At 72.8% G+C, this 13,976-nt stretch carries 10 protein-coding genes; 6 read left to right on the top strand and 4 right to left on the bottom strand.

Annotated features, from left to right (window positions below):
* The first annotated feature begins 19 nt into the window (after positions 1-19).
* Entirely contained in the window at positions 20-1,066 is a 1,047-nt protein-coding gene (locus ACWEN0_RS22975) for an ABC transporter substrate-binding protein (protein WP_451976878.1), read from the top strand.
* A 76-nt stretch (positions 1,067-1,142) separates the two neighbouring features.
* Here ACWEN0_RS22975 and ACWEN0_RS22970 read toward each other — a convergent pair whose 3' ends face one another.
* Positions 1,143-1,835 (bottom strand): response regulator transcription factor, encoded by a 693-nt coding sequence (locus ACWEN0_RS22970; RefSeq protein WP_451976875.1) that lies wholly within the window; start codon positions 1,833-1,835, stop codon positions 1,143-1,145.
* Between the two features lie 98 nt (positions 1,836-1,933).
* Between ACWEN0_RS22970 and ACWEN0_RS22965 the strand changes: the two genes are divergently transcribed.
* Entirely contained in the window at positions 1,934-3,229 is a 1,296-nt protein-coding gene (locus tag ACWEN0_RS22965) for a sensor histidine kinase (RefSeq protein ID WP_451976872.1), read from the top strand.
* Here the strand turns inward: ACWEN0_RS22965 and ACWEN0_RS22960 are convergent.
* The 3 genes from ACWEN0_RS22960 to ACWEN0_RS22950 all read right to left on the bottom strand — a co-directional run bounded on the left by ACWEN0_RS22960 (position 3,180) and on the right by ACWEN0_RS22950 (position 5,677).
* The gene (locus ACWEN0_RS22960; protein WP_451976869.1) at positions 3,180-4,286 is read right to left on the bottom strand and encodes a hypothetical protein; all 1,107 of its coding nucleotides are present in this window, start codon (positions 4,284-4,286) and stop codon (positions 3,180-3,182) included. The genes ACWEN0_RS22965 and ACWEN0_RS22960 overlap by 50 nt on opposite strands.
* A gap of 128 nt (positions 4,287-4,414) precedes the next feature.
* On the bottom strand, positions 4,415-5,038 hold the full coding sequence (locus tag ACWEN0_RS22955; protein WP_451976866.1) for a DedA family protein: 624 nt from the start codon (positions 5,036-5,038) through the stop codon (positions 4,415-4,417).
* 39 nt (positions 5,039-5,077) lie between these two features.
* The gene (locus ACWEN0_RS22950) at positions 5,078-5,677 is read right to left on the bottom strand and encodes an Rv1733c family protein (protein ID WP_451976863.1); all 600 of its coding nucleotides are present in this window, start codon (positions 5,675-5,677) and stop codon (positions 5,078-5,080) included.
* Positions 5,678-6,285: 608 nt separating this feature from the next.
* Here ACWEN0_RS22950 and ACWEN0_RS22945 point away from each other — a divergent pair.
* The 4 genes from ACWEN0_RS22945 to ACWEN0_RS22930 all read left to right on the top strand — a co-directional run bounded on the left by ACWEN0_RS22945 (position 6,286) and on the right by ACWEN0_RS22930 (position 13,961).
* Entirely contained in the window at positions 6,286-7,761 is a 1,476-nt protein-coding gene (locus ACWEN0_RS22945; RefSeq protein WP_451976860.1) for a M28 family peptidase, read from the top strand.
* 107 nt (positions 7,762-7,868) lie between these two features.
* The gene (locus tag ACWEN0_RS22940) at positions 7,869-9,758 is read left to right on the top strand and encodes a BTAD domain-containing putative transcriptional regulator (protein ID WP_451976857.1); all 1,890 of its coding nucleotides are present in this window, start codon (positions 7,869-7,871) and stop codon (positions 9,756-9,758) included.
* The gene (locus tag ACWEN0_RS22935; RefSeq protein ID WP_451976854.1) at positions 9,727-10,857 is read left to right on the top strand and encodes a hypothetical protein; all 1,131 of its coding nucleotides are present in this window, start codon (positions 9,727-9,729) and stop codon (positions 10,855-10,857) included. Before ACWEN0_RS22940 ends, ACWEN0_RS22935 begins: the two co-directional genes overlap by 32 nt.
* Positions 10,858-10,859: 2 nt before the next feature.
* Positions 10,860-13,961 (top strand): type 2 lanthipeptide synthetase LanM family protein, encoded by a 3,102-nt coding sequence (locus ACWEN0_RS22930; RefSeq protein ID WP_451976852.1) that lies wholly within the window; start codon positions 10,860-10,862, stop codon positions 13,959-13,961.
* Positions 13,962-13,976: the final 15 nt, after the last annotated feature.

Below are 13,976 nucleotides of genomic sequence, written 5' to 3'. Positions count from 1 at the left end.
TATGCGAAGGAGCATCACCATGTCCCGGAAACTGCTCGTCGCGGGCGCGCTCGGCGCCGCGTTCCTGCTGGCCGCCTGCGGCTCGTCCCCCTCTTCGACACCGGCGGCCGGCTCGTCCGGTCCGACCACCGTGAAGCTGATGGTCGGCGGGATGAACAAGCAGATCTACCTGCCCGCCAAACTCACCGAAGCCCTCGGCTACTTCAAGGAACAGGGCCTCGACGTCCAGCTCTCCGACGAACCGGCCGGCGTCGACGCCGAAACGGCCATGCTCGCCGGCCAGGTCGACGGCGTCGTCGGGTTCTACGACCACACGATCGACCTGCAGGGCAAGCGGAAGCCGGCCGAGTCGGTCGTCCAGCTGCTGCAGGTTCCCGGTGAGGTCGAGCTCTGCCGCAGCGACGTCGCCGGGCAGATCCACTCCCCCGCCGACTGGAAGGGCCGCAACCTCGGCGTCACGGGGCTCGGTTCGTCGACGAACTTCCTCACCAAGTACCTCGCCGTCCGCAATGGACTCCAGGCCGCCGACGTCCACTCGGTCGGCGTGGAGGCGGGCACCACGTTCATCGCGGCCATGCAGCACAAGTCCATCGACTGCGGCATGACCACCGAACCGACGATCTCGGCCCTGCTGAGCTCCGGTCAGGCCCAGGTGCTCGTCGACATGCGCACCGCGGAGGGCGCCACCAAGGCCCTCGGCGGCGTGTACCCGGCGTCGGCGGTCTACATGCAGACGTCCTATGTGGATTCGCACCAGGACGTCGTGCAGAAGCTCGTCAACGCGTTCGTGAAGACCATGCACTACATCGCCAAGAACTCGGCCGACCAGATCGCCGCCCAGATGCCGCCGGACTACTACGCCGGTATCGGCCGCGCCGCCTACGTCAAGGCGTTGGCCGACGAGAAGGGCATCTACACGCCGGACGGGATCATGCCGCAGAACGGACCGCAGACCGTGCTGAACGTGCTGTCGTCGTTCGACCCGAACGTCAAGGGGCACACCATCGACCTCGGCAAGACGTTCACGACGGAGTTCGCCCAGAAGGCCAACCAGACGCAGAAGTGAACCCGCAGGGCCGCGATCAGCTGGTCGCCGGACCGGGACCCGGACCGGCGACCAGCTCGGCGCAGTCATGGTCGAATCAGGGACCGGGCGCCTCGAGGCGATATCCGTACCCACGGACCGTGGTGATCGCGGGGGCCACAGCCGGGTCCGCGGCGGCATCGGCGAGTTTGCGGCGCAACGTCACGATGTGGACGTCCAACGTTTTGGTCGACCCCTGCCAGTGGGTGTCCCACACGTCCGCCATCAGGGTGTCGCGGCTGATGGCCGCGCCGGGTTCCTGGGCCAGCCGGTGCAGCAGGTCGAATTCCTTGGGCCGCAACGCGACCTCGTCGCCGCACAGCGTCACCCGGCGGGCCGCCACCTGCACGACCAGTTCGCCCACGCGCAACGGCGCCACGTTCGACGACGTGCCCCGGCGCAGGTGCGCGTGCAGCCGCGCCAGCAGTTCACGCAAGCGGAGCGGCTTCGTCAGGTAGTCGTCCGCACCGACCTCGAGCCCGACGACGACGTCCATCTCCTGCGTCCGCGCCGTGATCATGATGATCAGGGCGTTCGGGGTGACTCCCCGCGCGCGACGGCACACCTCGATGCCGTCCAGGTCCGGCAGGCCCAGGTCGAGGAGGACGACGTCGTAGTCGTCGATCTGCATCCGGCGCAGCGCGTCGCCGCCCGTGCGCGACCACATGACGTCGTAGTCGTGCATGCGCAACGCGGACTCGAGCAGGCTCCCGATGGTTTCATCGTCTTCGACGAGGAGAACTGCGGCCATGACGAATTCTATCCGGTTTCCGATCATGGCGACCGGATTTAGCAGAACGCTAACCTTCGCCGCGGGGAAATGGCTTCCTGCCGGGCAGAATCGAGGTCATGCGCAGACGCATCATTCTGCTCGCCGTCGCCGCCGCCCTGCTGGCCACCACGCTCTTCGGGGCGCCGCTGGCCGTCGGCGTCGCGAACTATTTCGCGCAGGACGAGCGCACGGAACTCGAGCGCGCCGCCGACGCGGCCGCGTTGTCGATCGCCGACGACGTCCTCACCCACGCGAGCTTGCCGCAGTTCCCGGGACCCGAAGAGGGCACCACCGGTTTGTACACCGCCGGCGGGACCCTCGTCACCGGCCAGGGGCCGAGCGTGGGCGACGCCGTCGTGCAACAGGCCCAGGGAGGCGAGGTCGCGACCGGGGACGTCGGCGCGGACCTGGTGGTCGCGGTGCCGATCCTGCACGACTCCGTGCTGCAGGGCATCGTGCGCGCGTCGACGCCGCACACCGAGTGGTACCAGAAGGTCGCGGTCTCCTGGCTCGCGATGGCCGGGCTGGCCGTCGCCGCGCTCGCGGTGACCTGGCTGCTCGCCGCGCGGCTCGCCGCCCGGGTCGCCGGGCCGCTCGAGCACCTGTCCGGCGCGGCCGCCCGGCTCGGGGCCGGCGACTTCACCGTCCGGGCGCCGGTCAGCGGGATCGGCGAGATCGACCAGGTCGCGGAGGCGCTGGACCGGGCCGCGGTCCGGATCGGGGACGCCCTGGACCGCCAGCGCGCGCTGGCCGCGGACGCGTCGCACCAGCTGCGGACGCCCTTGGCCGGGCTTCGCCTGCAGCTCGAATCCGCCCTCGATCCGCCCGGTCAGGACCTCGAATCGGCGGTGGAGGCCGCGCTCACCACGATGGACCGGATGGAGACCACGATCGACGACCTGGTCGCGCTCGCCGGTCGTCCTCCCGAGGGCCGCGGGGTGATCGACCCCGAGGGCCTGCTGCGCGATGTCGTGGCCGGCTGGAGCGGGTTGCTCGCCGACCGGGACCGCCGCTTGCGGATCGACCGCCAGACGGCGAGCCGGCCGAGAGCGGCCGAAGCCGCGGTGCGGCAGATCCTCGGCGTCCTGCTCGACAACGCGGTCATCCACGGCCGGGGAACCGTCACCATCACGACCCGCGACCACGGCGACGCCTTCGTCATCGACGTCGCGGACGAGGGACGCGACAGCGCCGACGTGCCGAACATGTTCACCCGCGGCCACAGCGGCACCGGCGGTTCGGGCATCGGCCTGGCCCTGGCCCGGGACCTGGCCGAGGCCGAAGGAGGGCGGCTGCGGCTCGGCAGCGCGGCGCCCACGACGTTCACCTTGCTGCTGCCTTCGGCCCGGTCAGCGCACCCGCTCGCGCGGTGACCGCGAAGAAGTCACGCTGGTCCGCCGCGAGGTAGCGGTCGGCTGCGGTCGGCATGTCCTGGGTCAGCGTCTTCGGCGGCGAGCCGGCGAGGTCCGGCCGGAACAGGTTGGCGCTGACCATGCCGCCGTGGATGTCCAGTTCCATGCCGCGGACCGCCCCCGCGGTCGACAGCGCGCCCGCGAGCGCGGTCAGGGTGAGCTGGTTCCCCGCGACGTAGAGCAGCCTGCCTCGCGCGTCGACGCCCACCCCGGAGCGCCAGGTGAACTGGAACTGGTTCTTCGTGCTGCCCCACTGCCCGGCCGGGTTGCCGGACAGCCCCGGCACGGGCTTCCCGCCGTCGACGATCAGCTCCAGGTTCTGCCGCACCGCCGCGATGTCCGGGGTCATGCGGGCGTCGCGGCCCCACAGCGCGACGGTCGCCACCCCGGCCTTGTCGATGACCAGGGAAGCCAGTCCGTCCTTGAGCGGGATCCCGGTCCGGCCGTCGGCGTAGAACCCGCCCGGGGTGTCGCGGAACTTGAAGCCCGAATTGAAGGTCGCCAGCAGTGCCGAGCGCAGGGTGCCGGGGACGCGGGCGCCCTCGGGCCAGTGCCCGCCCGGCTCCTTGGTCCCGGCGATCAGGTGCAGGCCGGTCCATTTCTGGTCGAACGCCACCACCGCGGCCACCACGCTGGCGTGGTCGGGATCGGGCCGGACGAACGTCGTGTAGTCCGCGGGCTGCCCGCCGGCCATCCGGGCACCCGGCACCCACACCCCTTCCCCGTGCGGGGCACCGGGCCGGCTGGGCAGCGCTGCGGGCGCGTTCGCCGTGTCGCCCGGCTTCGGCGGCGCGACGGGCACCGGGAGCGCGTTCGCGTCGGGCGCGCCGTCGGCCGGCGGATGCCGGGTGTAGTACCAGTTCTCCAGCGCGTTCACGACGGGACCGGCACCCATCTCCCGCGCCCAGTCCGCCGTCCGCGCGGCGAACGTCGCCGCGCCGGGTGCGGTCAGGGCCTGAACATAGGTGACGGCCGGGTACACGAGCAGCAGCAGGAAAACGATCAGCGTGCGCCGCAAGCGCTTTCGGCGGCGGTTGACCGGTGGCCGGGAAAAGCGCGGGTTTCCGGGTTGACCGGCGAGATCGACCATAGGTCACGGTAACGATCCCGCGGTTCGAGCCGGTCCATCGAATTGCTAGCGAACGGCTAAGGGCGGTCGCGCGTTTCACGACGGCTGCGGCGGATTTCGAGCGCGAGCGGAATGAGCGAGACGATGACGACGAGCGCGATGATCGGCAGCAGGTACTGGTCGATGCCGGGAATGCCGGAGCCGAGGACGTAGCCGGCGAGGGTGACGCCGACCGCCCACAGGAGCCCGCCCAGGACCTGCCAGATCGTGAACGTCCGCGCGGGCACCGCGAGGATGCCGGCGAGCGGGTTCAGCACCGTCCGCACGACCGGGACGAACCGCGCCAGGACGATGGCCTTGGCGTGCCCGTACTTGCCGAAGAGCTCTTCCGCTCGCGCCATGCCGCGGTGCAGGTGCGGATTGCGTGATTTGGCGAGCAGCGCGCGTCCGCCGCGCCTGCCGAGCAGGAACCCGGTCTGCGCGCCGAGCAGGGCTCCGCCGACGGCCGCGACGAGCACGGCCGGGAGGGAAAGGTGCACGGTCGCGGTGGCGCTGGTCGTGCAGAACAGGCCCGCGGTGAACAGCAGGGAGTCGCCGGGCAGGAAGAACCCGATCAGCAGGCCGGTCTCGGCGAACAGGACGAGGAAGACCCCCGCCGTGCCGAGGCTGGCCAGCCACGACGTCGCGCTCAACGGGTTCATGGGCCACCTTTCTTCGACATCGATGTAGTAGTTCTACACCTATGTCGTTTTTGGCTGCCACCCGCCTCGCTCGCACTCGCGGTCCCACAGGCGGGCTCGATGCCTGTCGAGTCCGCGGCGAAACAGCAGGTAGACCCCGCCGAGCACGAGGAGCGCGACGCTCTCCCAGACGACCCCGCCGAGGATCGCCGTGGTGAACGCCTCGGCGCCGGTGAGCGGGGGCGCCACCTGCGCGCCCGCCTGGTCGACCCACACCTGGACGTGCTGCGGCAGCGCCGGGCCCGCGCCGACTTCGACGACGCCTCGCCGGACCTGGCCGCGCGGCGCGGGCCAGGTGGCCGTCACCGGGGTGAGTTCGCCGCCCGCCGGCTCGGCACCGGCCGGCACCGGGAGGTCCGGCCGCAAGGTCGCGACCACCTGGTGCCGGGCCCGCGCGTCCGCCGCGACGGAGGCGGCCAGCCGGTCGTGGTCGGCCTCGACGTGCGCGCAGACGATCGCGACCGAGACGACGGCGAGCAGGCTCACCGCGAGGATGAGCAGGCCTTCCAGCCGGTCGGACCCGCGCGCGGATCGCGCGAACACCGGCTTGAGCAGCCGGACGCGCCGCCCAACGGCGTTCGACCTTCGCGAGGTACCCATGACCCCAGGGTGCGCCGCCACACCCGGACCGCGCAGCGTCGTTAACCGCGCGCTTGCCCGGCACTGGCAGACGCTTGCCGAGAACCGCCGCCAGACCGCCTGCACCGTGGGCGTCGCCAAGGCCCGGTACGCACGGACCCAACCGGCGAGGAGGAAGCGTTCTCCCGCGCCGACCTCTCCGGGCCAAAGTGGACGGTGCCGCGCGCGCAGTCCACCCGCGGCAACAATTATCCCGCCGATTCCGTTATTTGATCTCGCGGAAAGATCCGAAATCGATGTCTCGCACCACGGATCCATGAAGTGACTATTCGTCACGAATTGTGCATCTGGTCACCTGGTCCGAAGTGTGGGACGGTGGGCAGGTTCGGTCGGGGTTGGCGAATGTGATCGCTTACGATGGGAGCTGCCGAATGTCCGGTTTTCTGCGGGGTTCATCGGGTCGGATCGGCGTTGTGGCCGCGGTTGCCGCGCTCGTCGCCGGGTTCACGACGGCGCAGGCCGCTGCCGCGCCGGAGGGGGGTGGGGGTCCGGTCGGCTGCGTCGACCGGGTCAACAATACGGCCAGCAAACTGGTGCCCTGCATCAGAACCGACGATCTCTGGCACCACATGCGGGTTTTCCAGGCGATCGCCAACGCCCACCCGGGTCCGGACGGCCACCCGTCGCGCAATTCCGGCGAACCGGGCTACAAGGCATCGGCGGACTACGTCGCGCGGACGATGCGCCAAGCCGGTTACGACGTCACGATCCAAACCTACAAGTTCTTCTACTTCGCCTACACGGCATTACCCGTGTTCAGGGAAGTGTCGCCGACGGCACACGACTACACCGTCGTCACCGACTGGAACCCCGGCCAGGCCACCGGGTCCACCACCGCCGCCCTGCAGCCCGCGGGCGGCATCGTCGTCCCGCCGACACCGGCACCCAGCTCCGCCAGCGGCTGCACGGCGGCCGACTTCACCGGGTTCGTCCCGGGCCGCATCGCCCTGATCCAGCGCGGCACCTGCCCCTTCGGCGTCAAGGTCCAGAACGCCCAGGCCGCCGGCGCGACCGGCGTCGTCATCTTCAACGAAGGCAACCCGGGACGGACGGCCGTGCTCAACGGCAGCCTGACCGACGCCGCCGGCAACCGGATCGTCCCGACGATCCCCGTCTCGTTCACCTCGTTCGCCACCGGCCAGGACCTGCTCGGCCAGTACACCGCGGCCGTCCAGGGCGGGACGGCACCACCGACGCTCACCCTCGCCGTCCAGGCCGTCGTCAACCCGAACGCCGACGACTACAACGTCATCGCCGAATCGAAGGGCGGCGACCCGAACCACGTCGTGGTCGTCGACGCGCACCTCGACGCCATCTACGGCGCCGGCATGCTGGACAACGGCTCCGGCTCCGCGACGATCCTCGACATCGCCCAGATGATGCACAAGGTCAAGCCGCGCAACAAACTGCGGTTCATCTGGTTCGGCGGCGAGGAGCTCGGCCTGCTCGGCTCGGCCTTCTACGTCAACAACCTCAGCCCCGCCGAGCTGTCCAAGATCGGCTACGACCTCGACGCCGACGTGACCGCGACCCCCAACTACGTCGTCGGCGTCCTGGACCCGGCCGGCGTCGACCTGTTCTCCCGCACCGTCTCGACACAGTTCCCACCGCAGGTGTACGAACCGTCGAAGGTCGCCAGGGACCAGGGCATCGGCTACTTCACCTCCATCGGGAAGAAGAACATCCTGTTCTCCCCCGTCGGCACCGACGCGTTCTCCTTCAACCAGGCCGGGATCCCCGCGAGCGGAGTGCTGACCGGACAGGACTGCTGCAAGCTCCAGTCCGACGTCGACCTGTTCGGCGGGTTCACGGGCAACTTCGAAGGAACCGTCCCCGGCACCGACGGCGGCTGCGTCGACAACCCCTTCCGCTGGTGCGACAACCTCGCCAACAACGATCCCAAGGTCATGACCTTCGTGTCCCGCGGCTTCGCCACCATGGTGGTCGACATGGCCTTCGACACGACCGTACTGTCCTCGGGCGGCAAGCCGGCCCCCAAGCCCGCGTTGGCGGCGCAGGCGGCACCGGGCGCCGCGGTCCGGTAGCCCGGGCTTCCGGGTGTCGACGAACTGTCGACGGATTGTCGACCGCCTTTGAGAGCGTGGTTCCGGTTCGGTGAACCGGGGTGACGCGGCTCGAGGGAGGTCCCGGTATGAGGTTCGGCATGCTGGGGCCCCTGGAGGTGTGGGACGGCGACGAGCGGCTGAGCCTCGGCGGGCCCCAGCAGCGGGCGTTGTTCGCGGTGCTGCTGCTGAACGCGAACGCCGTGGTCTCGGCCGACCGGCTGATCGACCACCTGTGGGGCGAGCGGCCGCCGGACTCGGCGCGGCGGCTGCTGAAGGGGTGCATCGCCGGGCTGCGCAAGGCCTTGCGGGTCGGGCGCACCGACCGGCTGCTGACCCGGCCGCCCGGCTACCTCCTGGAGGTGCGGCCCGGCGAACGCGACCTCGACCGGTTCGACGAGCTGGCCGAGGCGGCGGGGAACGTGCCCGACAACCCGTCCGTGCAGGCCGCCACGCTGCGCGAGGCCCTGGCGTGCTGGCGCGGGCCCGCGCTCGACGGGCTGGACTCGGCCGCCTGCCGGGCGGAGGCGGCCCGGCTGGACGAGCGCCGGCTTTCGGTGCTCGAGGAGCGCGTCGACCTCGACCTGCGGCTCGGGCGCTGCGCCGAGCTCGCCGCCGAACTGCAGGCGCTCGTCCGGCAGCACCCGCTGCGAGAACGCCTGTGGGCCCAGCTGATGCTGGCCCTGCACGGCGCCGGGCGCCAGAGCGACGCACTCGCGGTGTACCAGCGGATCCGGCGCAACCTGGTGGAGCAGCTCGGGGTCGAGCCGGGCGCGACGCTCCGGCAGGCGCACCGCGTCGTGCTGGCCGGCACCCCGGAACCGGCGCCGCGGCCCGCGGCCCGCACGAGGGCGCGGCCGGTGCCCGCTCAGCTGCCCGCGGAGGTCGCGGCCTTCACCGCGCGCGACGCCGAACTGGCGAAGCTCACGCGACTGCTCACCACACCCCGGTCGGCGGCCGTGCCGATCGTCGCCGTGCTCGGCACCGCTGGCGTCGGGAAGACCGCGTTCACCCTCCGCTGGGCGCACTCGGTGCGCGACCGGTTCCCGGACGGCCAGCTGTACGTGAACCTGCGTGGCTACGACCCCGGCCCGCCGTTGCCGGCGTCGGCCGCCCTGGGCGGATTCCTGACCGCGCTGGGGGTATCCGGCGCGGACCTCCCCGGCGACGCGGACGGCCGGGCCGCCCGCTTCCGCACCGAGGTCGCGGGCCGGCGGCTGCTGGTCGTCCTCGACAACGCGGCCTCGGTCGAGCAGGTCGGCCCGCTGCTGCCCGGCACGTCGTCGTGCGCCGTGGTGGTGACGAGCCGGAACACCCTGCCGGGCCTGGTCGTCCTCCACGGCGCGCGCCGGCTCGAACTGACCCCGCTGCCCGCCGAAGACGCGAGGACGTTGCTGCGCACCCTGATCGGCGAGCGCGTCGACGAGGATCCCCCGGCCGCGGCGGCCCTCGCCGCGCACTGCGCGCGGCTGCCGCTCGCCCTGCGGGTCGCCGCCGAGCTCGCCACCGCCCACCCGGACGAGAAGCTCGCCGAGCTGGCCGGCGCCCTCGACGACGAGCGGCTGCGCCTGGACCACCTGGCGGCCGGCGGGGATCCGCGGGCGGGCGTGCGGGCAGCGTTCTCCTGGTCGTACCGCCGTCTCCCGCCGGCCGCGGCCCGCGCGTTCCGCCTGGCCGCGCGGCACCCCGAACTCGACGCCGAGACGCTGGCCGCGCTGACCGGCGGCGGCGCCTGCGCGGCCCGGCGCACCCTCGACGTGCTCGCGGGTGAGCACCTGATCGAGGCCGGCGGGCACGGCCGGTACGTCATGCACAGCCTGCTTCGCGACTACGCCGCGACGCTGGCCGACGCCGAAGAGCCGTTCCCACCGGTTGCCCACCATCCGGCGACCCGCGTGCCGCAGCGTGGGACCGCGGCCGCCGAAGCCGCTCAGCCACGGAGAAACCATGACCACGACAGCCGTTCCGTCCCTGCGTGACCACCTGCGGGTGACGCTGCCGAGAATCGCGCCCGTGCTGTTGTCGCCGACGGCGGCCGACCGCATCGCCACGGGGGCGGCCGCGTTCCCGCCCGCCGCGTGCATGGTGGAATGCCACCTCGGCGCCGAAGGCCCGCGGGCCGACTTCCTCATCCGCATCCTCCGGTCCGAGGCGGGCGCGTTGACGGCCGCGGACCGCGGTACCACCGCCGCCGCCCCGAAAACCTGGGCCCGGCTGCGGGATTTCGGCCGCCGCTGGGCCGCGCCGGGCTCGCCGCTCGCCGCGTTCGCCCAGTCGTGGCTCGAGTTCGACCTGCCCCGGCCGCACACCGGGAGCGCGCTGCCCGCGCCGTCGTTCTTCGCCGACGTGGACCCGGCCGTCGCGGGCACCGTCGATCCGGCCGCGGCCGCGGGTGCGGCGCTCGCGGTGCTGCGCCAGGGATCCGTCGCGCCCGCGGTGCTCACGACGATCGCCACCTGCGTCGGCGAGCTGCCGGCCGCGGCTCGCTGGCTCTCGCTCGGCGTGATGTCCGGCCGGCCGGGCGACGCGGTCCGGGTCTGCGTGGCCGACTTACGGGCCGACGAAGTACCGGCCTACCTGGACCGCATCGGCTGGACCGGCTCGGCCGCGCAGCTGCGCGCGATCCGCCGCGGCCTCGACGGGTTCACCCCGCTCGCCACCCTGGCGCTGGACGTCGGCACGTCGGTGCGGCCACGGCTCGGGATCGAGTACAACCTCGAAGCCCGCCGGAGCCTGCACGACAGCGCGGCCCGGTGGCGGCCGTTCCTGGACCGGCTCGTCGAGGACGGGCTGTGCGCCCGGCACAAGCGCGATCCGCTGCTGGCCTGCATCGGGTTCGACCACGAGCGCGTCGACGAGGAGAGCTGGCCGGCCGGCCTGCGCGCCGCGTCCGACCGGCACGGCCCGAACGTGCTCAGCGTGCTGGTGCGCAAGCTCGTGCACATCAAGGTGGTCTTCGAGCCCGGGCGCCCGGTGGAAGCCAAGGCGTACCTCGAGCTGACCCACGACTGGCTGACCTTCGACCCGGCCACCGGCCGGGCCCGGCTCACCCCCTCCCCCGACGAACCAGGAGCCTGACCGTGCAGACCGACACGTGGTACCGCGGGTTGTCGCTGGCCGAACGGCTGCCCGCCGGGGCGCCGGCGGACCCGGCGCGCGGAGACCGGCGGCTGGCGCGGTGGCGGCGGCAGCGGCCGTTCGACGAGGACGGCCGGCTCGCCACCCGGCTCGCGGCAGACGGGATCACCGAGGCGGACCTCGCCGCCGTGCTCGGCGAGGACGACGCCGCGCTGCGGGCCCGGCTGGCCCGGCCCGCCTGGCTGGCCGACGTCGCCGCGTTCGCCGAGCCGGTGCCCCCCGGCGACGAGGCGGACGGGCTCCTCGTCCTGGCCGAACCCCTGGTGCGGCGCGCTTGTGCCGAAGTGACCGCGGTGGCGGGCGAGCTGGCCGCCTCGGGTGGTCCGGTCGATCCCGCCCGTGCCGCGGACCTGGTGCGGGCGCAGGTGGTGCCGACCCTGCCGGGGATGGTCGAGCGCACGCTGGCGCTGGAGCTGAACGTGGCGCGCCTGCGCGGGGAGACCGGCGGGGAGACGCCGCGAGAGCGGTACCTCAGCTTCGTGCGGCGCCTGCGCGAGCCGGCCGCCGTCGGGGCGCTGTTCGCCGAGTACCCGCTGCTCGGGCGGCTCCTGGCCGAGCACGTGCGGCAGCAGACCGCGGTGCACGTCGAGTTCCTGCGCCGGCTCACCGCGGACTGGGCGGACATCCGGCGGACCTTCGCCCCGGACGAGGACCCCGGCTTGCTGTCCACTGTGGACGCCAACCTGGGCGATCGGCACCGCGGCGGCCGCGCGGTGCTGGTCGCGGGGTTCACCGGCGGGCTCCGGCTGGCGTACAAGCCGAAGTCGCTCGCGGTGGACGTGCACTTCCAGCAGCTGCTCCGGTGGCTCGGTACCAAGGTGCCCGGGCTGGACCTGCGGACGCTCGCGGTGCTGGACCGGGGCGAGTACGGCTGGACCGAGTTCTGCGCGCGGACCGAGTGCCGGACGAAGGACGAGGTGGCGCGGTTCTACCGCAGGCTGGGCGCGCACCTGGCGCTGATGTACGGGCTCGGCGGCACGGACATGCACTACGAGAACCTCGTCGCCGCGGGCGAGCACCCGGTGGTCGTCGACCTCGAGTCGTTGTTCCAGCCCAACATGGCAGTCCAGTCGGCGGTCCCGCTCGGCGGGCCGACGGCGTCGCTGGACTCGGTGCTGCGGGTCGGCCTGCTGCCGCAGCGGTCCTGGGGCCACACCGGTGCCCCCGGCGTGGACATGTCCGGGCTCGGCTACCAGGAGAACCAGCTTTCGCCGCGCGCTTCGCAGTACTGGGCCGACACCGGGACCGACCGGATGCGCAGTGACCGCAAGCGCATGACGACCTCCGACGGGCACAACCGGCCCGCGCTGCTCGACGGCGAAATCGACGTGCTCGACTACGCCGACGACCTGATCGACGGGTTCCGGGACACCTACCGGGGCCTCCAGGAGCACCGCGCGGAGCTGCTCGCCGGCGACGGCCCGCTGGCGCGGTTCGCGGCCGACGAAATCCGGGTCATCGTGCGCCCCACCCACATCTACAGCCTGCTGCTGCGCGAGAGCTTCCACCCCGACGTCCTGCGCGACGGCCTCGACCGGGACCGGTTCTTCGACAAGCTGTGGGTGTCGGTCGGCGATTTCCCCTACCTCACCAGGGTGATCGCCGCCGAGCGCGCCGACCTCTGGCGCGGCGACGTGCCCGTGTTCTCGACCCGGCCGGACTCGGTCGACGTCTGGACCAGCACGGGCGAGCGGGTGCCCGGCTTCCTGGAGCGCCCGAGCATGGAGGTGGCCCGCGAGCGCATCGAGCGGCTCTCCGACGCCGATCTCGACTGGCAGACCTGGATCGTCCGCGGCTCGCTCACCTCGCTCGCCATGGGCGACGGGACCGCCGCTCCCGCGACCTACGGCGGTCAGCTCGTGCCCGGCATCGCCGGCGCGGCCGACTACCTGGCCGCGGCGAAAGCCGTCGGCAACCGGCTGGAGAAGCTCGCCGTGCGGCGCGGCGACGACCTGTACTGGCTCGGCCTCACCGCGTTCCAGGAGCAGTACTGGGACCTGACCGCACTCGACGTCGACCTCTACGGCGGCGTCTCGGGCATCGCGTTGTTCCTCGCCTACCTCGGCCGGGCCACCGGCGAAAACCGGTACACCGCGCTGGCCGAGGGCGGGCTGTCGACCGTGCGGCGGCTGACCGCCCGGGGCAGCGCGCACACCACTCAGCTCGGCGCGTTCTCCGGGCTGGGCAGCCCCATCCACCTGCTCACGCACCTCGGCGTCCTGTGGGACCGGCCGGAGCTGCTCGACGAAGCCGTGGACCTGGCGGCCGGGGTGACCGGGCTGGTCGGTGACGACGTCCAGCTGGACGTGCTGGGCGGGGCGGCCGGCTGCGTCGGCGCGCTGGCCGCGTTGCACCGGCACCGCCCGGACCCGGCACTCCTCGCCGCCGTCGGGCGCTGCGGTGACCACCTGCTGGCCACCGCCCTCCCCCAGGCGGCCGGCGCGCTGGGGTGGCGGACGCCGCTGGCGGACCGGCCGCTGACCGGGTTCGCCCACGGCGCGGCCGGTATCGGCTGGGCCCTCGCCACCGCCGCCGAGCTGACCGGGCAGCGCCGGTTCGCCGACGCGGCGGACCGAGCGCTGGCTTACGAGCGCACGCTTTTCCTGCCGGAGCGGGGAAACTGGCCGGACCTGCGGGCCGAGGCCGCCCCGTCGGCGTGCATGACCGCGTGGTGCCACGGCGCCGTCGGGATCGGCCTCGGCCGGCTGGCGCTGCCCGGCACCACCGGCCCGGAGGTGACCGCGGAGATCGCCGCCGCGACGACGGCGGCGCTCGCCACCGGCTTCGGTGCCAGCCACAGCCTGTGCCACGGCGACTTCGGCAGTCTCGACCTCCTGCTGGCGGCCGGGCACCCCGAAGCGGCCGACCGCGGCGCCGCCGTCCTCGCGGACATCGACCGGCACGGCTGGCGCTGCGGCGTCCCGACCGGCGCGGAGACACCCGGGCTGATGACGGGGCTCGCGGGTATCGGTTACGGCCTGCTGCGCGCCGCCGACCCGGGGCACGTCCCGTCCGTGCTCAGCCTCGACCCTCCTCGCCCTTAGGAGTCCCGCGATGGC

Source organism: Amycolatopsis sp. NPDC004378, assembly GCF_053602455.1.
This window is presented reverse-complemented; position numbering and strand designations above follow the sequence as displayed.